This window comes from Marivirga tractuosa (assembly GCF_042140215.1).
In the GTDB taxonomy this organism is placed as follows: Bacteria; Bacteroidota; Bacteroidia; order Cytophagales; family Cyclobacteriaceae; genus Marivirga; species Marivirga tractuosa_A.
The window spans coordinates 2,881,985-2,907,198 of the sequence record NZ_CP159478.1 but is presented as its reverse complement, the minus strand read 5'-3'; the positions used below and the strand labels follow the sequence as shown (position 1 = coordinate 2,907,198).

Sequence of the window (25,214 nt, the reverse complement as noted above, 5' to 3'; positions counted from 1 at the left end):
TCTATCTCTAACTTTAAGTTTTTGACTTTCAAAATAAGTCCAACTGTTCGCCAAATTCATGTTTTTGTAAAATATCAGCAGTTTGTGCTCTATTTTTTCTCCCTCTGATTGGTTTAACTGGCCATGCTTGCATTAAATTTTCATCTAAGGGTTGAATGAGTGCTTTTACTTGTTCCTCACTTACTTTATCTTCAATATTTAATAACCATTCAATTTCTAGTTCCTCTGGTAGAATTAAAGGCATTCTTGGTTCTTTTAATTTGGGGTTGTTATGAATTCCTGCCATCAATGGATTAGCCTTAGTCGTTACCACACTTACAGTATTGATTTCTTTTCCATTTTCAGGATTTTCCCATTTTTCCCAAATCCCAGCCAAGCTAATAGGAGTATTATCTTTCAAACTGATATAATAAGGCACTAATTGCTTTTTTTGATGATGATGTTCAAAAAAACCATCTACCATTATAATACATCTTTTTTCTACTGCAGCCTTCCTAAAAGCTGGTTTTTCAAACATACTTTCACCTCGAGCATTTATAGTTTTGTTTTGAATTTCGTTTGCTTGTTTTTCGGCTTTAGTCCAAGAAGGTATTAAACCCCACTGAAATAAATTGAATTCATCTGGCTGTTCATTGGTAATAATTGGTAATTTGGGGTGTTCAAATCCCATAGCATGAAAAGTGGGTTTGACAGGATTACCATTCTCATCAAATAAATCTTCAAAAGCACTCATATCCTTATCAGGATGCCGTTTAGCATACTTTTGTTTCTTTTGGGTTAAATAGGCAACATCATAACACATATTTTAATGTAAAGAAATTATTTTGGATTTATCGAAATAATTAAGAACTTAAAAATTATACATAACAAAAAGCCTACCTAATAATGCAGAATAATACTATTGATTCAGTAAGTAATAAATTTGAAAAGCCAATAGAAGCAGTGACAGACAAGGTGGAGTCATGGCTGGAAGTTTTGGTGGAAATGATTCCGAATATGTTACTTTCCGTCATTTTATTTATCCTGTTTGTTGTTTTATCTCGTTTGGTTCGGAAATTATTCATTAAGGTATTTAGGAAATCATCAGATAATAAAGCACTAGAAAACCTTTTCTCGACCATTATCTATTATGCTATGTTAGGTATTGGGCTATTTATTATCCTTGATATTTTGAATCTGGATAAAGCAGTAACCTCTCTATTGGCTGGTGTAGGGGTAGTAGGTTTGGCATTAGGTTTCGCATTTCAGGATATTGCAGCAAATTTTGTTTCAGGTATTATTCTAGCTTTTAGAAAGCCGTTCTTGATAGATGATGTTATCCAAGTTGATGATTTAATGGGTATTGTAAGCAGAACAAATCTACGAGTTACCGTTATCCGGACTTATCAAGGCCAGGAGGTATATATCCCTAATAAAGACGTATTATCAAATTCAATTACCAATTATTCTGTTCTAGGAGAAAGAAGGATTGATTTGGCAGTTGGGGTTTCTTATGGTGATGACCTTCATAAAGTTCATGATTTGGTATTGGAAACACTTCAAAATATGGAAGGGGTAATCCGAAAAGATGATATGATATTTACTTATAAAGAATTTGGAGACAGCTCCATAAATTTTGAAATTAAATTTTGGATTAAATTTCCAGATAACCCAACATTTTTGGAAATGCGTTCTAAAGCTATAATGGCAATTAAAGATGCATTCGATAGAGAAGATATTACTATACCATTCCCAATCAGAACATTGGATTTTGGTATAAAAGGAGGGGAGAAGTTATCGGAAATGAACATAGGTCCAAAGAATGGTTTGGGCAATAAGTAATTTCCACTTAATAATCCTATATGTCATTTCATTACTCTAAATTTTTAAAAAAATGAAGAAGTTATTTCAGTTTATAGTCTTGTTATCAGTTTCATGCCTAAGCTTGTCTTGCCAAGACTCAAGTAAAGGGTCAGACAATAATGAAGTCCGATCAACTGAAGGTATGTTACAGCATAATGTCTATTTTTATTTAAATGATAGTATTTCTGAGGATGATAAAAAGGAATTTGAAAAAGGTTTGCAAAAACTCCTTTCAATTAAAGTAGTTCATAAATCAGAAGTGGGAATTACTGGTTCTACTAAATCAAGAGAGGTGACTGAACCATGAATTTAATTATTCAATTTTCACATGGTTTGAAACTATGGATGATTACGAAATTTATGCAGAGCATCCTGATCACCTTAAATTTATAGAAAGATATAAACACCTATGGAAAGACGTTAAAGTTTATGATTCTGAGATAATAGGATTAGATGATTAACCTTTTAATCCAATGCACCTAATGACTTAAATATTGTTAATTTTATTTACCTTATTGTATTCCATTTCTTTTAGAAATCTTTTCATTCGATTTAAATCCAAAGGCTTTTCCATATAAAGATCAGCATGGTTTTTCATCGCAAATTCTTTCTCATAATCACAGCTTGAAGAGGTTAAAATAATTACTGGAATATCCATTAATTCTGGAGTACTTTTTACTTCAACCAATACTGCAAAACCATTGCTCTTGGGTAAGTTTAAATCTAAAAGAATTAAGTCTGGCTTTTTAACATTTTGAAAAGGCGCCCTTTTATTTAAATATAGAATTGCTTCCTCTGCTGTACTTAATGAATTAAGCGTATTCAAACCTTCTCCTTGATTCAATATTTCCTGCGTGATGAGGATGTCGGCCTCATTGTCTTCTACCAATAAAATGTCAAAAGTATCCATAGCCTTAAGGATTAAAAAATGTAGGCCTAATGATGATGCTACTATTAGATTATAAAAGATGGATAATGATGAATGTATTGTAAATGTATTATTATTAACTGAATAGAACTATATAAGGATTCATGTTTTCGATGAAGAGAGACTATTGCTGGATTAATTGAATAATTGAGGCTACATGATTTTTAATCAGTTGCAAAATGTATTTAATATTTTACTTAATAAGCTATTTATGAACCTGAGTAACATATATTAGATGAAATAAGTAATGAACTTAAAATTTATTAGGTGAATTACTTAGTGTTGTAAAATTGTATTTTTATTATTTATTCATTTTTTCGCTTTAGTTAAAAATATTTTATTTTCTATTGTCCCTTTCCTGATTATTTCGGGACATGTATTGGTTTAATCTTTTCAGCTTTAGCTAATATATACTTTGTGAATCTCCGTGAAAATCTTAGAGTTACTTTGCGGTTTAAACCATTTCAGTTTTAACTGAATATCTGTCCAAATTAAGTTTTATCAGTTTGGACATAAAAAAACCCAAGCCTCTCAGCTCGGGTTTTCAACAATTATTTTTCTATATTTTACCCTTCAGCAGGCTCTCTAAATCCTACCCAAGTAAATCTTTTAATTACATATTCAGGATTAGTCAATGAAGCATTTCCAGCTGGGTTACCTCCTGTAACATGGAAATCAGAGAAACCAGCATTTTGATTCACATGAATAGCACCAGTTAAGTTAAAACTAACAGAAGTAGCGGCCATTCCCATTTTATCCATTATCAAATTTTTAGTTGTTTCATCTGTAGTGTAAGCTGCACAAGAAATAGCCCCGTGGTTTTCCGCTAAGCTTGATGCTAAATCCACTGATTGATTGGTGTCTTTAGTTTTAATTAATAAAACTACAGGGCCAAACAACTCTTTGGTAAATTTATCTTCATCAGATGTATCCATTTCAACTACAATCGGAGTAGCTGTTCTAGCTTTGTCAAACATGGGATTAGCAATCGTTCTACTTTCTAACCATACTTTGCCCCCCATTTTCTTAGCTTCTTCAGTATGGCTTAGCGTATTTGCATTTTGAATCGCTCCTAATACAAATGGTCCTGCCTTAGGATTATCTACCAATCCATTAATATTGTCCACTAATTTTTGTGCAAAGTCTTCAAAGCTTACTTTGCCATCAGGAGTATTGATCCCACCTTCAGGGATGAAGAAGTTTTGAGGACAAGTACACATCTGACCTGAATATAAACAAACCGAGAAGGCTAAGTTTTGAGCTACTTTGTCAATATTTTCAGCAGAATCCAAAATAACTGAATTAACCCCTGTTTTCTCTGTGAAGACAATTTTGCCTTCTAATCCTTCCAAATAGCTGCCAAACGCAGAGCTACCTGTATAGTCAATCAATTTTATAGCTTTGTTTTCTGCCAAGTCTTTGGTGATCATTTTATCATAAGTATCAGGAGCTAATTGACAAACATTAGGGTCAATTCCATTTTCCTTTAATACTTTTTGAATTTCAGAAACTACAATGGCCATTGGTAAAATAGCACCTGGATGTGGCTTCACTATGCATGGGTTTCCTGTGATTAATGAAGCATATAAGCCTGGGACTGAATTCCATGTAGGAAAGGTGCTGCAACCTACCACCATACTTAGTCCTTTTGGCATAGGTTTCCAGCTTTTATTCAACTGTACATTGAATTTGCCCATTGGTTTATCCCAAAATTTCTTTTCAGGAAATCTTTTTAATTCATCATATCCAAAAGCAACAGCTTCCATAGCTCGGTCAGCTGCATGAGGACCTGATGCTTGAAATGCCATCATATAACCTTGCCCAGTAGTATGCATAGTTGCATAGGCATTTTCAAAGAAACGTTCTTTAAATCTGTCCAAACTTTCTACTAAAATAGCTGCTCTATCATCAATAGGAGTGTTTCTCCATTGTGTCCAAGCTTTTTGACTTCTATCAATCAATGTTTCAGCACTGAATGATGGATATAAAATCCCTAATGGTTTTTGTAAGTAAGGAGATTCTTCCTGTCCAACCCATGCTTCTGGATCCGCTTGAAGTAAATCTTCAAATTTTTTATCTAAACTTGCCTTGAATTTGTCTTGACCATCTTTATCAGCAGTTTCTCCGTATATTTTTGGAGATGGATGCTCAGGATATTGCGCATAAAAAGAGCGATCATGAACAGCATCTATTGCCTTTTTTAAAGTGTCTTTGTGCTTTTCGTATAAACTCATGGATAATATTTTTAAATTTGTGTTATATTCTCAAAGCCTAAATATACATTTAAGATTTGAAGCGAGAAAATGCTTTTCTGTAAGAGGAAAAATTTTTAGAAAAAACAATACCTTAAAAGTCAACCTATGAAGTACATTTTACCACTATTGCTGGTTGTTTTTATTTTTCAGCAAAGTTTAGCACAAGATTATGTTCCTGGACTAATTGTAGTGAAACTCAAAAAGGAAGATTCATCTGCAAGAAAAAATACAGCTAATGAATTAAGCCTTGATAGACTGCAACAGGATGGAAATATTAAGAATATTCAAATTATAAAAAATAGGACTACTAATAATCAAAGAACTGCTGGAGATAGCCGATTAGATAATATTTATAAATTAGAGATTAGTGAAGATATTACAGAAGCTGAGTATATTGATTATTTGAACAGCTTCGAAAATATTGAATATGCCGAGCAATATCCTAATGTTAAGCCTTTGTATGTGCCTAATGATCCAGAGGCACAATTTGGACAAGCTCAATTTCACTTAGCTCAAATCAATATTTATGATGCTTGGAATGTCACACAAGGTGATGAGGATATTGTGATTGGTGTAATAGATACTGGAGCGGATTTGGATCATGAGGATTTAGTAGGGAATTTGTATTTGAATGTTAATGACCCAATTGATGGTGTGGATAATGATAATGACGGATACATAGATAATTATTACGGATGGGATTTTGCCGATAATGATAACTCTCCTGAAGCAGATGGAAGCACTCATGGAACTGGTGTTACAGGAATAGCGGCTGCTGCAACCGATAACAATACAGGAATTGCTGGAGTAGGCTTTAATACCAAGTTTATGCCCATTAAAATTTTTAAAACGGAGGATAATTTTTCTAGAAATAGTTATGAAGCCATAATTTACGCGGCTGATCAAGGCTGTGATGTTATCAACTTATCTTGGGGAAGTACTGGTAGATATTCTCAATTTTCACAAGACATTATTAATTATGCAGTTTTGGAAAAAGATGTGGTAGTAGTTGCAGCTGCTGGAAATACAGATGCTGAATTAGATTTTTTTCCTGCTTCATATGATAATGTACTTTCTGTAGGTTATGTGAATTCTGATGATAGTCGAAATACCAATGCTACTTACAGCGATTTTATTGATTTAGTTGCTCCTGGGGTGGGAATTTATACTACTGAAAATAATGATACCTATGGCAATGATAGTGGCTCTTCTTATGCTGCCCCTATGGTGGCAGGTGCCGCAGCCCTGATTCGTTCTGTATTTCCAGAATGGAATGCTTCTCAGGTTATGGAACAATTGAGGGTAAGCAGTGATGACATTAGTGATGTGGGAAACAATAGCGATTTTCAATACAAATTTGGTAAGGGGAGATTAAATGTATTTAAATCTATAGCTGATTTTGATACACCTTCCATTAGAATAAGTGATGTGAATTATACTAATGGATTGGAAGAAGCGGCTTACTTTGGCGACACACTGGAAATCACTTTGGAATTCACAAATTATTTAGAAATAACAGAGAATGTAAATGCAAAGTTGACCTCATCAAGCCCTTATGTCACTATTTTACAAGGGGATTATACTATTGAGTCATTAGATACTTTTGAAAAAGTAAGTAATGATAGCAATCCTTTTAAAGTAGTACTTTCAGAAAACTTACCAGAAGATGAAGCACTAAATTTTAGAGTATTATTTGATGGAGAATTTTATGAGGATTACCAATCATTTCAAATACAGAGTAGTCCAAAAATTAAACTATTCAATTATAATAATTGGAATTTTGGTTTTACGGCAACTGGAAATTTTGGAAGAAGTAGTGAAACACCTTTCAATAATTATGCAGTAACTCATAATGGAAATAAACTGATTGACCATATGGGTTTAATTCTTTTTGCTGGAGAAGATAGCCTAGTAAGAAATACTTTAATTAATGCCAATTCTTTTCAATATGTAGATGATTTTCAAAGTATTCAATCTTTAAAGCGATATGATGATATTACTGCTGATTTTGATGTTAGGAGTGTTTTTAAAGAAAATGATGAAGTTCCGTCAGCTCTTGATATTTATGTAAATCAAAGGTTTTTAGGGTGGGATGATGAAGGCGATTTTTTAATTCATCAATATAGATTAGAAAACAGGAGTGAAAATGATTATGATTCCATATACTTTTCTTTATTTACTGACTATGCTTTAGGTGATAAAATAAACAATACACTAAAATATGATAGTGCTCTCCAACTTTCTTATGCCTTTGATGAATCAGAAAATGAATATGTGGGTTTAAGTTTATTATCTGATCAAGACTCTGTTTTTTATGCACTTGATTTAGGAAATGAAAATGCTCATGACAGTGATTTGGAAAATGACAGTTTAAAGCAAAATGTAATTCAAAATGTATTACAGAATTCTTTTTCTAAACAAATGGCAGGAGAGAAGGCAGGAGGGAATAATATAGCAGGCCTTCATGGAATTATGCTAGCAGAATTTCAAGCTTTTTCAACTCATTCCATTTCTCTAGCAGTTTTGCGTGCTAATAATTTAAACGATTTGAAAGCTTTAGTTTCAAAAGCTAAAGAAAAAGACTCTTTAAGTTTTACTTTACCACCTTTTGGCAGACAAGTTTTTATTTGTAAAAATGATAATCCAATTATATCTGCTCCTGAAAATCATGAGTATGATATTTATGCATCAGCAACTGTGGACACGGTACTTTATTCAGGCACGGACTTTGAAGTAGGGGCTTTAGCTAAGGACACCACTTTTTATGTAGTGGAAAAAGATTCTTTGGGTATTTCCGGCCTCAGGAAGCGATTGGTTGTTTCAATTCAAAAGCCGTTGGCAGATTTTTCTTTACCATCAGATACTATTTTAATCGATCCTGATGAAACAAATTCCTTCAGATTTCAAGATGAAAGTGAAAATGCTTTTAGTTGGCAATGGAAATTCAGTAATGGTTTTTCTTCCTCCAAGCAACATCCCAACATCATACTTGATTCAGTAGGTGATTATTCTGCTGAATTGATAATAAGTACAAATATTGGGTGTCAAGATACTATTTCAAAATCTTTCAAGGTTTTTGAAAGATCAGCAAAGCCTCAGTTAGAAAATGTAGAGGTTTGTATGAATGATGATTTGATTTTGGAAGATCCTAATATTGAAGAATTGACGGTTTATTCGGATAGTTTATTAGAGAATCAGATATATAAGGGCTCAGCATTTATAATAGAGAATATTACGAAAGACTCTACACTTTACTTAAGGAATGAAACGGGTGATTTCCCTTCTGAAAAAATCCAAATAGAGGCAAAAGTAATTCCGCTTAGAGCCAAAATGGAGGTAAGTCTTGATATATCCTCCGAAAATACCAAGATGCGAGGTTTGGCTAAAAGCACAAGCGAATTATCTCAAGAGCATATCTGGATGATAAATGAAGATACTTTGGGAATAGTAAATGAAGTTTATTTTGATTTGAATAAACTCAATAATGGTAATCTTAAATTAATTGCAATATCAGAGACTAATTGTGTGGATTCTGTTTTATTTAAGAACGCTCCAAGTGAAAACCCCGAATTTGAAAATTATTTCTTGTGTCAAAGTGAGAGCGTAACACTTTCAGCTTTAAATTCCGATAAGGTTTATTATTTTGAAGATCGGGAACTAACTCAATTCTTAGGAAAAGGATCAGAGGTAAATATAGATGAAGTAAGTGAAAACATGACCGTATTTGCGGTGAATGTAGATAATGTTAATCCTTCAGAAATAGTTGAAGTCCCAGTTTTTGTAAGTGATTTGAATGCCGATTTCTCCCTTTCACATGATACCATCAATTTAGCATTTGATGAAGAAATCAAATTGGAATCCTTATCGGAAAGTGCGAGCGAATGGACTTGGGAAATAGATGATCAATCAATTGGGGAGAATGCTAGAGCCAATCATGTGTTTTCTGAAGCTGGTGTATTTAAGATTCAATTAGAAGTTTCTGACTCCTTGGGGTGTAGTGAGTTTTCAGAGAAACAGATTGTAGTTTTTAATGATCCCTTGCTAGGAAATAAAAACGAGTTAAAATCATACTTTTCTATTTTCCCCAACCCTGCTGATAAATTTGTTCACCTGACGGGTAAAAATCAATTTAAATTCGATACTTATAGCATAATTGATACTAAAGGCAAAGAAGTATTAAAGGCAAGTAATGATAAGCCTATATTGCAAACAGAAATAATCGATGTTTCAGAATTAAAACAAGGAGCTTATTATTTGATTATTAGGAAAGGAAAGCAGGAAGCCTCCTTTTTATTTGTAATCAGACGTTAACATATTTTATTTTATGAAGGATATTTACGCAGAACTCATTTCCGTAGGAGATGAGATATTGTATGGACAAACATTAGATACTAATTCTCATTACATCAGTGCTGAATTAGATAAACTAGGCATACGAGTTAAACGAAAAGTTACTGTTGCTGATAATAGAGATGCTATGATGAGAGCTTTTGAAGAAGCTGAGTCAAATGCTGATATTATTATTATTACTGGAGGGTTAGGGCCTACAAAAGATGATTTAACGAAGCCCTTGTTAGCAGAATATTTTAATTCTGGAATGAAGATACATGAAGATATTTTAGAGGATTTAAGACAGCGGTTCGCTAAAAGAGGTAGGGAACTGAATGAATTGAATAAAGGTCAGGCTGAGTTACCTGAACAATGTACTCCAATAGAAAATAAATATGGTACTGCTCCTGGAATGTGGTTTAAAAAAAATGAAAAAGTCTTTATTTCAATGCCAGGTGTTCCTAAGGAGATGAAATATATGATGGAAGATACCATCTTGCCTAAGTTCAAGGAAATTTATAAAACTCCTGTGCTCATCCATAAAATGGTGAAGACCGTAGGTATTCAAGAAAGCATATTGGCAGAAAAATTAGAGGATTGGGAAAATAATCTTCCAAAAGAAATAAAGTTGGCTTATTTGCCTGGATTAAATCAAGTGAAATTACGATTGACTGCCTCTGGTGAGGATGAAGGACAATTACAAAAGCTAATAAATGAGGAGGTTGATAAGCTTTACAGTCAAATTGGGAAATATATTTATGGTACAGATGAAAGTAATTTACCTGCCAAAATAGGGGAGTTGCTAAGAGAAAAAGGCTTGACTATTGCTTGTGCTGAAAGTTGCACTGGTGGTTATATTGCCCATTTATTTACATCCAATGCAGGAAGCTCCGAATATTATAGAGGAGGCATTAATCCTTACCATAATGACTTGAAAATTAATATTTTGGGTGTAAAAAAGGAAACCATAGAGCAAAATGGAGCGGTTAGCGAGCAAACTGTGATTGAAATGGCAGAGAGAGTACGTGAACTTTTTGGTGCGGATATTGGTATTTCAACTAGTGGAATTGCGGGGCCTGGAGGGGCAACTAAAGAGAAACCAGTGGGAACTACATGGGTAGCTTTGGCAGATGGAGAGAATACCCAAACGAAATTGTATCATTTCCAGTTTGATAGGGAGAGTAATATCGAGATTACCTCAAATACATTATTAAATTTGGTTCGACAAACTTTAAGCTCAAAATAATTGAGAAAAAGTTTATAAATGTTAATTTTGTACAAATTTGATTTGGTTTTACTATGGAAACTAAAACTGTCGAATTTGTTTAATTATAGAATAAAGGAAAACGTCCTTTGAAAAATTGAGTATATTTCAAAAAGTTTTTTCATTTCAATAAACGACTAATTATTTCATGGCAACGGTAGAAATGGTAATGCCCAAAATGGGTGAAAGTATAATGGAAGCAACAGTGCTTACCTGGTTGAAAAAAGAAGGTGACACTATTGAAGAAGATGAATCAGTATTGGAAGTAGCCACTGATAAAGTAGATACTGAAGTTCCTGCATTAGAAGCTGGAGTATTAAAACAAATATTGGTTCAAGAAGGAGATATAGTGGCGGTTGGAAAGCCAATAGCTATTATAGAGACTGAAGGAGGTGCTGCCGCTGCCGATAACGAAGCTGCTGCAAAACCTGAAAAGCAGGAAAGCTCAGCGCCTGCAACTGCAACAGCTGAAACTAGCCTATCTTCAAGTGCTGGAACTAATGGGCATGACATTGCTGCTCGTTCTGAGTCAGGAAGATTTTATTCTCCTTTAGTGAGGAATATTGCTAAGGAAGAAAATATTGCAATGGCTGAATTAGAATCCATTTCAGGTACTGGAAAAGATGGAAGAGTTACCAAAAAAGATATTTTATCCTATTTAGATAATAGAGGAGATGCACCTGCACAAGCTGCACCTCAGCCAAGTGCTGCTCAGCCTGCTGCAAATTCACAGCCTACAGCCCAAGCTGCTCCACAAGGAGTTCCGGTTAGTATTTCTGGTGATGATGAAATCATCGAAATGGATAGAATGCGTAAGATGATTGCGGGTAGAATGGTGGATTCAAAACGTATTTCCCCACATGTAACCTCATTTGTGGAGGCGGATATGACCAGCGTGGTGCAATGGAGAAACAAGCATAAAAATACTTTTAAGGAACAAGAAAACGGTAACTTAACCTTTACGCCAATCTTTATTGAGGCAGTTGTTAAAGCTATCAAGGATTACCCGATGATTAATGTTCAAGTTGATGGTGATCGAATCATCAAAAAGAAACACATTAATATTGGTATGGCTGTAGCCTTGCCAAGTGGTAATCTGATTGTACCTGTGATTAAAGATGCTGATCAATTAAACATCAGAGGATTGGCTAATAAAGTGAATGATTTAGCCAGAAGAGCCCGTGATGGAAAATTGAAAGCGGAAGAATTAGAAGGTGGTACATTTACCATTTCTAATGTAGGTTCATTTGGTAATGTGATGGGTACACCTATCATTATGCAACCACAAGTTGGTATTTTGGCATTAGGAGCGATTGTAAAGAAACCTGCTGTCTTAGAAACTCCTCAAGGAGACGTAATTGCCATCAGACATAAAATGTTCTTATCACACTCTTATGACCACCGCGTTGTGGATGGTTCATTAGGAGGAATGGTAGTAAGAAGAGTGGCTGACTATTTAGAAAAATGGGATCCTAAAAAGGATTTATAATAAATAATTTGATTTTTTTAAATTGATTTAAAAGGACTGTTTTGCAGTCCTTTTTTTTGTATTAGAATCTTTTATATTAATTAAACCATTTGACTTTTGATTGGTTTCTATTTTATAAAGTAACCACATGAAAAAGCTAGCTCTATACTTCATTACCTCCTTATATTTCTTTAGTTGTAGTGCTCAAACTACTGATACTAATCAGGATTACACCTATAAATCAGGTGATCGATTTGGAACTGGTAAGTGGTATATGGGCAGGGAAATAGCTCATGTGATGGGGTATCAAGGCATTAATTGGCTGGAAAGACCAGAAAGAGAAAAAGAAGAAAATACATCTAAGTTGATGAAGAATATGAACATTCAGTCAAACGATGTAATTGCCGATATAGGGGCAGGATCTGGATATCACGTTTTTAAAATGGCTCCTAAAGCTGAAGAAGGATTAATTTATGCTGTTGATATTCAAGAGGAAATGTTGCAAGCCATTCGAGAGCGGAAATCAAAAGAGGGTATTGATAACATCGAATTGGTAAAAGGAACTGAAAGAAGCGTTAATTTACCAGAAAATTCCGTTGATAAAGTCTTGATGGTTGATGTTTATCATGAATTCAGTTACCCAATTGAGATGATGAAATCCATTAAAAATGCCTTAAAGGATAAGGGTGAAATCTATTTGATCGAATATAGAGCTGAGGACAAAAGTGTACCCATTAAAGAAATACATAAAATGAGTGAAAAACAAGCAGTGAAAGAAATGGAGGCTGCTGGTTTTCAATTGAAAGAAAATATTGATAATCTACCGTGGCAACACTGCATGGTGTTTGTTTTGGAATAGCTTTTCTAAATCAATCTTCATTTAATAGCCCATTTTGAACAGCATACATCACCAATCCAGCAGTGTTTTTTGCATTGAGCTTACTAAGTAAGTTTTTCCTATGAGTGTTTACTGTATTCTGACTGATAAATAGCTTATCAGCGATTTCTTGTGCAGTATATTCTTTAGTAATTAATTTCAATACCTCAAGTTCCCTTCTGCTCAGTTGAATTAATGAATTCTTGTTTTTTGTCTTAGTGAATACACTATTCATATAGTCATCTTTAACGGATTGACTAAAGTATTTCTCTCCTTTATATATTTCTTTTAATGCGGTTATTAATTCTTCTTTTTCAGCATTCTTGAGCAAATAACCATCTACTCCGTTTTTAATGCATTTTTGAATCATATTAATGTCACTATGAGTACTTAATATTAAGGTTTTTATATCAGGGTACTCTTGCTTTATTCTTTTACTTAATTCTATTCCATCCATTTCTGGCATATTAATATCGGTAACGATGATATCAATAGAGTGCTGTTCAATAATAGGGAAAACCATTTTTCCGTTTTCGCAGGTTTCAATTATTTTGAAATCTTCAATATTTTCCAAAAGCGCACTTATTCCTTCTAAAAACATTTGATGATCATCGACTATAATAATATTGATAGTTTTTTCCATATTTTTAATTCACTATGTTAACTTCAGGTTTTAAATTGTATTCTATGTCTATATTAATAATTGTACCTCTTCCTTTTACCGAATCAATGTTAATGTTACCATTTAAGGCTTGAATTCTAGATCTTATGTTTTGTAATCCTAAGCCGTTGGATTTTTCTTTATAATCAAAGCCCTTACCATCGTTCATCCACTATTAAATTGATATTATTATCATCAGTCAAGATTTGAATTTCTACAAAATCTGTTTTAGCGTGTTTTATAATATTGGTTATTAGTTCTTGTAAGATTCGATAAATCTCAACTTTAAAATGATCTTGCAGTTTATTCAGTATTTTTTCATTATGAAAAATGTATTCTATTTTAAAAGTGGCAATTTCAGAAACATCAGACAGGTACTTCTTCAAAAAATCTGCAAAAGAGTGATTAAGCATTTCTGGAGGCGTTAAGTTATGCGATATGGTTCTTACTTCAGAATAAATTGCATCAACACCTTTAATAAGTTTTTTCAACTGCAGGTTTTGATTTGAAGTATTATCCAATGATTGTAAATTCATTTTTATGGCAGCTAAACCTCCAGCTATCCCATCATGTAATTCCTTGGCAATACGTTTTTTCTCATTTTCTTGTCCCTCTATCTGTGCTCTGATTGTTTTAATTTCAAATTCTCTTATGAGTTCAAGAGTTTTTTGTTGATTTACCTCTTCAGTTTTTGCTGCCAATTGCTCTCTGCTTTTTACTTTTTGTCTATAAACGATCAATAAAATAATAACAGGAATTAAGATGGTGATTGAACTGACAATTACAATATTCTTAATTAGTGCTTGACGTTTCAGTTCATTTTCCTGATTGATTATATTCGCCTTTTGAAGTTCTCGGTTTTTGTTTAGAAGGTCTATCTTTTTATCTCTTTGCAATAACTCATATTTATTTTCTTGTTCCTCCAAAGACTTGTTTAATAGTTCTTGTTCGTAAAGGGCGATTTCTTTTTCTCGCTGGATTTCACGCAAGGCTTTATTTTTTCTCAAGAGTTCTATTTCCTTATCCTTTTTTTCTGTTTCATATTGGGCCAATAATTCTTCGGTTTTAATTTTATACTCTAAGGAATTGATACTGTCTTTTAATTCATAAAACTTTTTACTGTGTGAAAGTGCATTTTTATAATCTCTTAAATTTTGGTAACAGTCGGATATGTTCGCATGTATATAAGGAGTATGGATAGAATTTATTTTTTTGGATATTCTGAGACTCCTTTCATACTCCTCAATGGCTTTTATATATTCTCCCATTGCATTATATGTCAAACCTAGACGATTATAACTGACCAATAGATCTTTATCTAATTTCTTTCTTTTCTGAATCTGGATTGCCTTCTGGGTAGTTTTCAATGCCTTTTCAAAAGCATTTTGTTGTAAATATGTATTTGCAATACCATTTAGAGGTGTTAAACTGCAATAATCATCCTTTATATTATTACATGCTTCAAGGCTTTTTTTATAATAATCCCTAGCTTCATCAAAGAGTCCCTGTTGATACTTGACAACTCCAATATTATTGATGGTAATAGCATATTGATAGCCTTCTTTGCTTAGGGAAGCACTTTCTTTGAATAATTCAGATGCCTTTTCATAATGTTGTTGCTTAAGATAGATGGTTCCAATATTATTGATGAAAGGAGGGATTAATTCATTGAAGTCATGATCTCTTGCAATTTTCAATCCTTTGGTATAGTGAGTTAAGCTTTCCTCTCTATGTCCTGTTTCTTCCAAAAGGACACCAATTTCTTTATAACATTTACTAATTCCTTTATAATCTTTCTGTTTTAAATAAGTTGTTAATGATTTTTTTAAAAATACTTTTGAAGAATCATAATTTCCTTCATTTAGGAGTAGTTTACCTAATCGGAAGTAACTATTGGCTTCCTCAATTTCTAAACTATATTCCTTACTTAATACAATCGCTTGGTTAATCAAACTTTTTGCCCGGGCAGGTTCAGAAGTGATTTTTGTGTCAAAATCATCTAATAGGGCATGAATTCTATCCATCACCTCTGATTTTTGTTCTTTTTCCTGCGCAATACTCTTTGAATAAAAGAAAATGGAAGTAAAAAATATAAAAATTATATAATACAGTTTACCCTTCATATCAGCTATCATTATTGTGTATCACATAATTAAGCATAGTTTTAATAAGATAGCTCATCATTTTTGGTGATTTATTTTTATGGTTATATCTGATGATGTTTGCAGTTAGTGGCTTTCCTAATTTTGATAAAAATAAATCAGAACTTAAAACTAATGGATGTAATTATGAAAAGTCAAATGTATTTAATGTTATTTTTTTCAATGGTATTCGGAAGTCTATTTCTTTCAACAAAAATTCAAGCGCAGGAATTAGGAAAGTATATCGAACAATATGAAGGTAAAAAGGGAGCTAGAACTTTTAGAATAAAGTTATTAAGAATAGGAGAGAAGGAAAATGAAGAAATGTTGATTCAAATTTCTGGAGTGGATGATCCACTTGATGGTAAAATTTATAAGTATAAGAAGGAATGGCAGAGAAGTGAAAAAAGATTCAAAGACTATCAGTATGTAACTACCCAAATACCTGGAAAAGATCGCTATGCTTTGTTTCATTCCAATACCCAATATGGAAATCAAGTATTGAAAGTCTATTTAATGGATGATCCATCAGAACCTATTTCGATTTACCCATCAGATTATCAGAAAAATTTGGATCCATTGTTTATGTATGATCAATACAAAAGACAGATGGAAAAAGAAGGAAAGGATTAGTATGAAAAAGCGAAGCTGATTTTAATTTAAACTTGAAATCAGCTTATCGCTCTCTTCACCATTTTTAGTGATTTTTATACTTACTCTTTTATGATGGTTTATTCCATTCCAACCAATCCTAGATTTGCTTCTGTTCAAATGTAAATGATTTGACTATTAGCACAGATAGATTTTAATCTAAATCAGAACCTTTTTAACGATGAACAAACTACTACTCTTAATACAATTTTTTACTCTTATTTTTTTACTGATTTTTCGAAGCAATCTTTCGGCACAAAATTATCCACCAGTATTAGATAAAAGCACACTGAAAGGAGGGAAAGGGATAATATTTCCAAATATAGATTTAGAGGGCTCCAATAGTTATGGAAATGACGTTAATTTTATTGGAGATATTAATAATGATGGTTTGGAAGATATAGCCATCTCGAGCGATTATGCTGTAATTGATGGTAATGATTTTACAGGTAAAGTATATGTTGTTTTCGGCACTGAGGATGAATTTGATGATACTTTCGATTTAAATAATTTAAATGGAGATAACGGCTTTGTGGTGGAAGGAATTGCAGAAGATGAAAGAAGAGGAGGGATTAATGCAGGAGTGGGTGATATCAATGGTGACGGAATTGATGATGTGATCATTGGAAGTGATCAATCAAGTCAAAATGTGATAGTGCTATATGGAAGAAGTTCTTTTCCAGCTTTAATTGAATCTTCTGATATTGACGGGAATAATGGTTTTGTAATCACTTTTTCTGGAAGTAATTCAGTTGCAGGCTTAGGAGATGTTAATGGTGATGGAATTAATGATTTTATTATTGGTACCCCTCACTGGTCAGGCCGAGCACGGATTGTTTTTGGTCGAACCAATAATTTCCCCATTGAAATAGACGAATCCTACCTTGATGGAACAAAAGGATTTAGCACAACTTCATTCCCTGCTTCGAGAGCTTCCTATATTGTGGGTGGTGCAGGAGATATCAATAATGATGGAATCAATGATATCTTAATTGGTAGTTGGAATACACACAGTAGCGGCCCTGATGAAGAAAAAATCAGCTATGCTTTATTCGGTAAAAACGAGCCATTCGACCCATTAATTGAGATTACGGATGTAGATGGAAGTGATGGATTTTCAATTGATAATAGAGATAATAGTTTCATCACACATCTAAGAGGAATAGGAGATATAAATGGAGATGGAATTGACGATTGCTTTTCAGAAAATAATGTCATTTTTGGTTCGAACGATCCTTTTCCCTCAGCCTTGTTGAGAAGCTGATTTTGATGAGGATATAGGTTTTTTAGTGAAAGATCATGTTAGTAGTATGTCTCCTGCTGGAGATCTTAACTTTGATGGTATTGATGATTTTATAATTGTAGGAAGTGATATGATAAACATCGTTTATGGTTCTTCAGACGGTTTTCCAGTAGAATTTGATAGAGAAGTTATAGACGGAACTAATGGGTTTCTGATTGATGATTTAGACGGTACAGGAAGAGGGATTGATGGTGGAAAAGATTTTAATGGGGACGGTAAAGCAGATTTTATTTTTACGGATAGAACTTATGATGATAGAAATGTTTATTTAGTTTTTGGAGGGGATCATTTTGCAATCCCTTTTCATGAAAATTATCCTAAAATAGAGGATATCACAACAGAAAGTTTTTTAATAAATGTAAAAGCGCAAGAAAAAGGAAAGGTACATTATGCTGTTTTTGAAAGTAGTACCTATTATTCAGTAAATTATGAAGCCATAAACTCAGGTTCGGATGCAATTATGCATGGTGAATTTCCTGTTAATTCTGAAAATACTGAGATTACTAAATTGATAGATGGTTTAAAATCAAGTACAAAATATGATGTGCATTTATATTTTGAGGATGAGGCTGATAATATCGGTGAAATCTATTCTTTTGAAGAAATTAAGACTTTATTTGATCCGGAAACTGCCTTTGTTACGACCTGGGATACTGAAAAGGAAGGTGAATCAAATAGTAATCAAATCCGATTTGTAGCTTCTGCTAGTTCTTATGACATTCAATGGGAAAAATTAGCTGACCCCTCTATAAATGGAGTGCTTGAAGATCTAACAGGAACTACTACCATCACTTTTCCTGAAGTTGGAAAATATAAAGTAGCTATATCTAATTCAATACATCGATTTTATTTTACAAGTTCCTATCCTAATGATTCTAAAAAATTACTTACGGTTGAGCAATGGGGAACTACACAGTGGGGCTCTATGGAAAGAATGTTTTTGAGATGTTCTAATATGACCATGCCTGCTACCGATATTCCCGATTTATCGAATGTAACTAGTATGGAGTTTATGTTTGGTGGAGCTACACAATTCAATACTGATATTAATGATTGGGACGTATCAAATGTCACTAATTTTAGATATCTATTTTCAAATGCATCTAGCTTTAATCAAGATTTGGATAACTGGGAGGTAAGCAATGTTACCGATATGGTCTATACATTTAATTCAGCAACTTCCTTTAATTCAGATATTACGAATTGGGACGTCCGTAATGTTACCAATATGAACGGCATGTTCCAAGGTGCTAGTGTTTTTAATCAGGACATTAGTGATTGGGATGTAAGCAAGGTAACGAATATGGCTAGGATGTTTAATGAAAGCCAATTTAATCAAGACATTGGAGATTGGGATGTGTCAAAAGTTATCTCCATGTCAAGAATGTTTTATAAAGCCTCAGCATTTAATCAAGATATAAGTAAATGGGATGTAAGTCAGAATACAGAAATGGATTATATGTTCGCAGAAGCTTCAAATTTCAACCAAGATATTGGTGGGTGGGATGTGAGTAAGGTAGAAACTATGAGAAGTACTTTCTACAAAGCATCTGATTTTGACCAAAATTTGGGAGCTTGGGATATTTCAAATGTTGAAAGTTTTATATCGTTCTTCTATCAAAATGGACTTTCTCCCTGTAATTATTCGGCTACATTAGAAGGATGGTCCCACCTAACTCTTCAGAATGATTTAATTTTTTGGGGCGGATGGTCACTCTACAATGCTGATGCTGAAGTATACAGACAAAAGATTATAGATGATTTTAATTGGACTATATTTGATGATGGGAAATTAACAAATGAAGCCATTATTACTGTAAATCAGGAAGTGTCCTGCCCAGGAGCTTCAGATGCGATTTTGGATGGATCTTCATCACTTCATGATGTTGACTTTAAATGGTATAATGAGGAAGGTGACTTAATTGGTGAGGATGCAATACTGGAAAATATTGGAGCTGGAACCTACACACTTAAAGTGGAAACTACAGCAGATTGCTTTTTTACTAAAGAAATTACACTCAATGACGGAGCCGATACTGAAGAACCGGAGATTACCTGCCCAGAAGATCAAGAATTAATTCCCGGTGAAAATATACCGGATTATACATCTCCTCTTACTTTATCGGATAATTGTGATTCTGATGTTTCAGTGAGTCAGTCTCCCGAAGCAGGTACTGAATTTACAGAAGAAACTACTGTTATTTTAACTGCTGAGGATGCCAGTGGAAATACGAAAATTTGTACATTCTTAATAGAAGTAACTCCTGATACAGAAGCACCAGAAATCACTTGTCCGGAAAATCAAACTTTAGCTTGTGATGCTACTGAAATCCCTGATTATACAGATTTGGTCAGTGTTTCTGATAATAGAGATTCTGATCCTGTTGTAACTCAATCCCCTTCTGTTGGAGGTACTTTTACCGATGGTATAACGATTACAATCACAGCCAAAGATGCTGCAGGAAATGAATCTACCTGCGAATTTTTGGTTAATCTTGAAGAGGATACCGAATCTCCTGTTGTTGAGTGCCTTGATGATCAGGAATTAATTCCCGGTGAAAATATACCAGATTATACATCTCATGCAACACTATCGGATAATTGTGATTCAGATGTTTCCGTGAGTCAGTCTCCCGAAGCAGGTACTGAATTTACGGAAGCAACAACTGTTACTTTAACTGCTGAAGACGAAAGTGGAAACACGAAGTCTTGTACTTTTTTAATTGAAGTAACTCCTGATACAGAAGCACCAGAAATCACTTGTCCGGAAAATCAAACTTTAGCTTGTGATGCTACTGAAATCCCTGATTATACTGACTTAGTTAGCGTGACGGATGATAGAGATTCAAGTCCTGTGGTTACACAAAGTCCTACAGCTGGAAGTGAATTTACTGAGGGTATGACTATCACAATTTCTGCAGAAGATGTATATGGAAATGTTGGTAGCTGTGATTTTGAAGTTCATAGAGAAGCTGATTCTACATCTCCATCTATTATTTGCATTGAAGACCAAACCATAACAATTGGTGAAAGTTTACCAGACTATACTGAGATTGTGATGGTAAGTGATAATTGTGATGCTGATCCTGAAGTACACCAATCTATTCCGGCAGGTACAGAAGTTACCGAAGATTTAACTATTACCATTACCGCTGAAGATGCAAGTGGAAATATAGAAAATTGTAAGTTCCAAATAATTGCAACAACTGAACCGGATACAACACCTCCTAATATCAGCTGTATAAACGATCAGAACGTATCTTGTGATCAAAATTCAATTCCTGACTTTACCAATATGATCAGCGTAGAAGATAATAGAGATCCTGATCCGCTAATAACACAGTCACCAGCGGCAGGTACTTCTTTTACTGATGGAATGACGATTATAATTACAGCTGAGGATAAGTCTGGAAACACTTCTAACTGCGAATTCTTTGTATTCAGTGAAGATACACAAGCCCCTGAAGTTACTTGTCTCGAAACCCAAACCTTAGAAGAGGGTCAGTCTTTGCCAGATTATACAGCTGAAGTTTCAGTTTCCGACAATTGTGATGATAATCTTAAGATTAACCAAAGCCCTGAGGCTGGTTTTGAGGTTGTGGAAGATATGGAGCTGTCTATCACAGTTGAAGATAAAAGTGGAAATTCAACCACCTGTAGTTTTCAAATTGAAGTAGATTCTGGTCCGGACACAATCGCACCAGAAATAACCTGCCCTGATTCTCAAACGCTGTCTTGTAATGAAACTGAAATCCCTGATTTTCGGGAATATGTAAGTGTGACTGATAATAGGGATTCAAATCCTAAAATTACTCAATCCCCGTCAGCTGGAAGCCCTTTCGCGGAAGGTATGCTAATTACCATAACAGCAGAGGATGCTGCCGGAAATACTTCAAGCTGTACATTTGATGTCTTAGAAGATAGAAGCGATCTATCAATTGCTTGTCTGGATGATCAGGAAATTAACATGACGGAAAATTGTGAAGCTGTCATCCCTGATTTCACAGAATTGATTGAAGTTGAAGAGGCTTGTAGTGAAATAGAGCGTATTACCCAATCACCTAGTGCTGGAACAGTTGTTTTTGAAGATTCGGAAGTGAGCATCGAGGTGATAGATGTGTTAGGAAATAAAGTATCCTGCAATTTTAATTTGAAAGTGAATGGCGAAAGCTCACCTACACTTGAAATAAGTGAGGATGTTAAAATTAATGCCGGTGAATCAGTAGAGCTAAATGCGAATGCTTCATCTGAGGGGAGCTATCAGTGGTTCCCTTCATTTGGGCTTGATAATCCAACTATAGCAAATCCTACAGCCAGCCCTGATAAGAGCACTAACTACTCTGTGGTATTTACCAATAAATTTGGATGTTCAGTCGAAGCCGAAATGACAGTAAAAGTGGAAGAGGGTATTAGGGTTTCAAAAGGATTTTCACCAGATAACGATGGAATAAATGATATCTGGAAAATACATGGAATAAAAGAGTACCAAAAAAATGAAGTGCTGATTTATAACCGATGGGGAAATATTGTATTCGCAATTAAAGGCTATGATAATCAATATAATGTATTTGATGGGACAGCTAATAGAAACAATAAACTAGGTGGAGGGGAATTACCTGAAGGCACTTATTTCTATAAAATTCATCTTCAAGAAAGAGATTCCCAACTAGAAGGATTCATAGTCCTGAAAAGATAATTCAAACCTTAAAAATTAGTCATTATTATGAGAATATTTGTAATTCTAATTAGCATGCTATTAATGGCATTTTCTAGTATGGCGCAGCAACAACCTTCGAACTATAATTATTTAATAGATCCGTTTTCTATAAATCCCGCAATGGCAGGATATGAGTTTGACCCTATATTTAATTTGTCAGCAAAGGGTTCCTTTCAAGGAATGGATGGAGCTCCAAGAAGTATGTTTTTTTCTACACATGGAAAGGCTTTAAGTCCAAAGGTAGGATTAGGTCTCAATTTTTTTAGTGATAAAATTGGGGTTACTAGCACAAATGGCGTTTATGGAAGCTATTCCTATTCGTTGATTTCAAAAAATAAAAATTCCTTTACCTCATGGGGTTTCCATCCTCATGTTTTATCCTTTGGCTTAAGAGCGGGCGTGTCTTTTTTTAACGAAAACCTCAGGAGTTTGGATATTGATGATGATCCCAATTTTGAAAAGAATATCAGTATAGTAACTCCTAGTGTTGGATTAGGCATTTATTATAGTAAAAATAAGTTTTTTGCTGGGCTTTCAATTCCCGAGATTTTAACCATTTGGGAGGATCAAAATTTAAATTTAAGTAGGCACTTATTTTTAAATTCAGGATATGAATTGATTTTAAATCCTAAATCTAAAATTCAACTGAATAGTTTAATAAAAATGGTTAAAGGCTCACCCTTGCAAATAGATGGTAATGCTATTTTAGAACTAAAGGATAAAATCAGGCTTGGACTAGGGTATAGATCAATTTCCTATGTGAATTTTATGGTAGGATTTGAGTTTATCAACGGTTTAGACTTCAATTATTTTTATGAAATTCCTCTCTCATCTAATGTGCAGAAAATAAACTTCAATAATCATGAAATAAGTTTGAGGTATAGGCTTAGAAGATAATAGGATATTATTCGAAGTATTCATTATTTAAAGTTCTTCCAAAGACTGTTTATACATATTATAAAATAAAAGCGGAAAGAATGCGAAAGCCATAATGGAAAAAGAAACTCCTAATACAATATTGGCTGAAAATCCATTAGTAAACCTGAGCCAAGTGGAAATTACAAAAATAACAATAGCTGATTGACCAAAAATCCACTGAAACAGCAATCTATTTTCATTCAATTTATGCTCTCGCCATTTATAAAAGAAAACCAATGGGTAGCAAATCAGCCCAGCTACAGTTCCTCCCAAATAAAGTAAAATATAGGAGTAGGGAAATTTCAATGTGTTGAATAGAAATCCAACAACAAAGATTAAACTGAATAACCAGGCTGATATAAAAACAATTTTTTTCATAAATTAATTACTGATAGCTTCTTCTTGACTGGACTTAAACATTCTGAAAAATAAGAATGGTAAAAACAAAATGCCAAATGTCAACATTCCTAATCCTAAAAGAACCATTGCTCCAGGTAAATGAAGTACTCTTAAACTGCTTCCCACCAATATTAGCATTAAACTTAAAGTCCCAAATATCCATTTGAGTTTTTCAGACATCACTTTAAAAACCTTGTCTTTAAATTTGTTGAACAATAATAAAGGCAAGAAAATAAATGATATACCTAGTAATCCAGAGAATAACATAATGTTAGCACCCGGGAAATGCATTACTTTAAAAAATGCTCCCGCTGTAGTCGATAGGGCAAATAAATAGCCCGAAATGTAAGTGAATTGTTTCATAAGTATTATTTTTTTATGGTTTAATAAAAAGAAAGTTTCAAACTGTATTTCTTCAAATCCATTTGGAGTGGTTTGTTGGTAAGCACCTTTATAGGCCTCTTCAAAAGAACTTCCTTTTTGCATTTCGATTTCTACTAAACAGCAAAAATGATCAATCAAATCATCTTGAATTTCTTTTTGTGAAATCCCACTTCTTTTGATTTTTTGGCTGATAAAAGTAAATTGTTCATCCGTAATCATAGCGCAGGAGAGGTTTTGTTGTCTGTAAAAACTATTTTGTTCAATGTTTCCATAAAATCTTCCAGTTCTTTCACTACAATCTTTTTCTCACCTTTTCCTTTTGGGGTCAGTGTGTAGTATTTTCTTACTCTTTTACCAATACTCACTTCCTCAGTGGTTAAGATACCATCTTTTAGAAGTTTATGGAGAGTAGGATAGAGGCTTCCATCTTTGATAAGAATCTTCCCATCAGAAATATCTTTTACCTTTTGGCAGATTTCATAGCCGTACATTTTTCCGTTTTCTTCCAGGAGCTTTAAAATGATAACTCCTAGCGTGCCTTTTAACAATTCTTTTGAATACATAGTGTAAATATACATCATAATACGATGTATCAAAATAAAATGATTAATTTTTTTCCAAAAGAGGTTCATAGGATTTTAAATTTTAGTGCAATTATGCTAAAAACAGCACGATAGAAGAATTTAAAATCCTGTATGTATTGCTAGGGTTCTCTTGAAAATTAAAACGTGTCTCTAATTATCATTCAAAGCAAATATAAAGTCTCATTTTTTGAAATTTTATCATATCTAAAACCTCAAAAAGCTTTGATTTAGAGGAAATCTGAGGTTTTAGATATTAAATCTAGATTTATACCCAAAATTATATTTTGTAGTTTCTACTTTTCCTTTTTGTCCCGAACGCTCGGGAACAAAAAGATGCTTCATCGCTACATACCATCGCTGGCCCACCTTTTGTCCTCCTGCCCGCCCTCTTCGAGCAAATATTATTTGGTTTTGAAGATTGGTAGTATTAATCATGAGAGGCCTATTGCTAAGGATTCTTTAAATAGAAAAGGGTGAGCTGAAAAAGCTCACC

Annotated in this window: 21 protein-coding genes; 11 read left to right on the top strand and 10 right to left on the bottom strand. The window is 33.6% G+C overall.

Annotation, left to right across the window (positions count from 1 at the left end; translation table 11 throughout):
• Positions 1-28: 28 nt before the first annotated feature.
• Complete coding sequence (locus tag ABWH96_RS13080; RefSeq protein WP_375577977.1) at positions 29-802, bottom strand: SOS response-associated peptidase; 774 nt, start codon at positions 800-802, stop codon at positions 29-31.
• 83 nt (positions 803-885) lie between these two features.
• Here ABWH96_RS13080 and ABWH96_RS13075 point away from each other — a divergent pair, with 83 nt between their 5' ends.
• From ABWH96_RS13075 to ABWH96_RS13065, 3 genes are read left to right on the top strand one after another with little or no spacing between them, the layout of a single operon-like run.
• Positions 886-1,821 carry a mechanosensitive ion channel family protein gene (locus ABWH96_RS13075; protein ID WP_375577976.1) on the top strand — a complete coding sequence of 312 codons (936 nt, stop codon included), beginning with the start codon at positions 886-888 and terminating at the stop codon, positions 1,819-1,821.
• Between the two features lie 52 nt (positions 1,822-1,873).
• Complete coding sequence (locus ABWH96_RS13070; RefSeq protein WP_375577975.1) at positions 1,874-2,149, top strand: hypothetical protein; 276 nt, start codon at positions 1,874-1,876, stop codon at positions 2,147-2,149.
• Between the two features lie 34 nt (positions 2,150-2,183).
• Complete coding sequence (locus tag ABWH96_RS13065; protein WP_375577974.1) at positions 2,184-2,303, top strand: Dabb family protein; 120 nt, start codon at positions 2,184-2,186, stop codon at positions 2,301-2,303.
• A gap of 26 nt (positions 2,304-2,329) precedes the next feature.
• On the opposite strand, the gene ABWH96_RS13060 is transcribed toward ABWH96_RS13065, so the two are convergent.
• Both ABWH96_RS13060 and paaN read right to left on the bottom strand, forming a co-directional pair.
• Entirely contained in the window at positions 2,330-2,752 is a 423-nt protein-coding gene (locus tag ABWH96_RS13060; protein WP_375577973.1) for a response regulator, read from the bottom strand.
• A 584-nt stretch (positions 2,753-3,336) separates the two neighbouring features.
• Positions 3,337-5,004: a phenylacetic acid degradation protein PaaN gene (paaN, locus tag ABWH96_RS13055; RefSeq protein WP_375577972.1), complete on the bottom strand. Its 1,668-nt coding sequence runs from the start codon at positions 5,002-5,004 to the stop codon at positions 3,337-3,339.
• A 126-nt stretch (positions 5,005-5,130) separates the two neighbouring features.
• Here paaN and ABWH96_RS13050 point away from each other — a divergent pair, with 126 nt between their 5' ends.
• The 4 genes from ABWH96_RS13050 (at position 5,131) to ABWH96_RS13035 (ending at position 12,945) form a co-directional block, all read left to right on the top strand.
• Positions 5,131-9,336, top strand: coding sequence for a S8 family serine peptidase (locus ABWH96_RS13050; protein WP_375577971.1), 4,206 nt, complete (start codon positions 5,131-5,133; stop codon positions 9,334-9,336).
• 13 nt (positions 9,337-9,349) lie between these two features.
• Positions 9,350-10,600: a competence/damage-inducible protein A gene (locus ABWH96_RS13045; protein ID WP_375577970.1), complete on the top strand. Its 1,251-nt coding sequence runs from the start codon at positions 9,350-9,352 to the stop codon at positions 10,598-10,600.
• 166 nt (positions 10,601-10,766) lie between these two features.
• The gene (locus tag ABWH96_RS13040) at positions 10,767-12,107 is read left to right on the top strand and encodes a dihydrolipoamide acetyltransferase family protein (RefSeq protein WP_375577969.1); all 1,341 of its coding nucleotides are present in this window, start codon (positions 10,767-10,769) and stop codon (positions 12,105-12,107) included.
• A 127-nt stretch (positions 12,108-12,234) separates the two neighbouring features.
• Positions 12,235-12,945, top strand: a complete 711-nt coding sequence (locus ABWH96_RS13035) for a class I SAM-dependent methyltransferase (RefSeq protein WP_375577968.1) — start codon at positions 12,235-12,237, stop codon at positions 12,943-12,945.
• A gap of 10 nt (positions 12,946-12,955) precedes the next feature.
• Here the strand turns inward: ABWH96_RS13035 and ABWH96_RS13030 are convergent, their stop codons facing one another.
• The 3 genes from ABWH96_RS13030 to ABWH96_RS13020 are packed head-to-tail and all read right to left on the bottom strand — an operon-like array spanning position 12,956 to position 15,747.
• Positions 12,956-13,606: a response regulator gene (locus tag ABWH96_RS13030; RefSeq protein ID WP_375577967.1), complete on the bottom strand. Its 651-nt coding sequence runs from the start codon at positions 13,604-13,606 to the stop codon at positions 12,956-12,958.
• 4 nt (positions 13,607-13,610) lie between these two features.
• Entirely contained in the window at positions 13,611-13,793 is a 183-nt protein-coding gene (locus ABWH96_RS13025; RefSeq protein WP_375577966.1) for a hypothetical protein, read from the bottom strand.
• Positions 13,780-15,747, bottom strand: coding sequence for a tetratricopeptide repeat protein (locus ABWH96_RS13020; RefSeq protein ID WP_375577965.1), 1,968 nt, complete (start codon positions 15,745-15,747; stop codon positions 13,780-13,782). The genes ABWH96_RS13025 and ABWH96_RS13020 overlap by 14 nt, the downstream gene beginning before the upstream one ends.
• Before the next feature lie 186 nt (positions 15,748-15,933).
• Here ABWH96_RS13020 and ABWH96_RS13015 point away from each other — a divergent pair, with 186 nt between their 5' ends.
• From ABWH96_RS13015 to ABWH96_RS13000, 4 genes are all read left to right on the top strand, one after another.
• Positions 15,934-16,398, top strand: coding sequence for a hypothetical protein (locus ABWH96_RS13015; RefSeq protein ID WP_375577964.1), 465 nt, complete (start codon positions 15,934-15,936; stop codon positions 16,396-16,398).
• 199 nt (positions 16,399-16,597) lie between these two features.
• Positions 16,598-17,680, top strand: coding sequence for an integrin alpha (locus tag ABWH96_RS13010; protein WP_375577963.1), 1,083 nt, complete (start codon positions 16,598-16,600; stop codon positions 17,678-17,680).
• Between the two features lie 25 nt (positions 17,681-17,705).
• The gene (locus tag ABWH96_RS13005) at positions 17,706-22,415 is read left to right on the top strand and encodes a BspA family leucine-rich repeat surface protein (RefSeq protein ID WP_375577962.1); all 4,710 of its coding nucleotides are present in this window, start codon (positions 17,706-17,708) and stop codon (positions 22,413-22,415) included.
• Between the two features lie 27 nt (positions 22,416-22,442).
• The gene (locus tag ABWH96_RS13000) at positions 22,443-23,333 is read left to right on the top strand and encodes a PorP/SprF family type IX secretion system membrane protein (RefSeq protein WP_375577961.1); all 891 of its coding nucleotides are present in this window, start codon (positions 22,443-22,445) and stop codon (positions 23,331-23,333) included.
• A gap of 27 nt (positions 23,334-23,360) precedes the next feature.
• Here ABWH96_RS13000 and ABWH96_RS12995 read toward each other — a convergent pair whose 3' ends face one another.
• The 4 genes from ABWH96_RS12995 to ABWH96_RS12980 form a co-directional block, all read right to left on the bottom strand.
• Complete coding sequence (locus tag ABWH96_RS12995; protein WP_375577960.1) at positions 23,361-23,732, bottom strand: hypothetical protein; 372 nt, start codon at positions 23,730-23,732, stop codon at positions 23,361-23,363.
• Positions 23,733-23,735: 3 nt separating this feature from the next.
• Complete coding sequence (locus tag ABWH96_RS12990) at positions 23,736-24,356, bottom strand: hypothetical protein (RefSeq protein WP_375577959.1); 621 nt, start codon at positions 24,354-24,356, stop codon at positions 23,736-23,738.
• Complete coding sequence (locus ABWH96_RS12985; RefSeq protein WP_375581484.1) at positions 24,353-24,715, bottom strand: PadR family transcriptional regulator; 363 nt, start codon at positions 24,713-24,715, stop codon at positions 24,353-24,355. The genes ABWH96_RS12990 and ABWH96_RS12985 overlap by 4 nt, the downstream gene beginning before the upstream one ends.
• Positions 24,716-24,967: 252 nt before the next feature.
• Positions 24,968-25,156: a hypothetical protein gene (locus tag ABWH96_RS12980; protein WP_375577958.1), complete on the bottom strand. Its 189-nt coding sequence runs from the start codon at positions 25,154-25,156 to the stop codon at positions 24,968-24,970.
• Positions 25,157-25,214 lie beyond the last annotated feature (58 nt).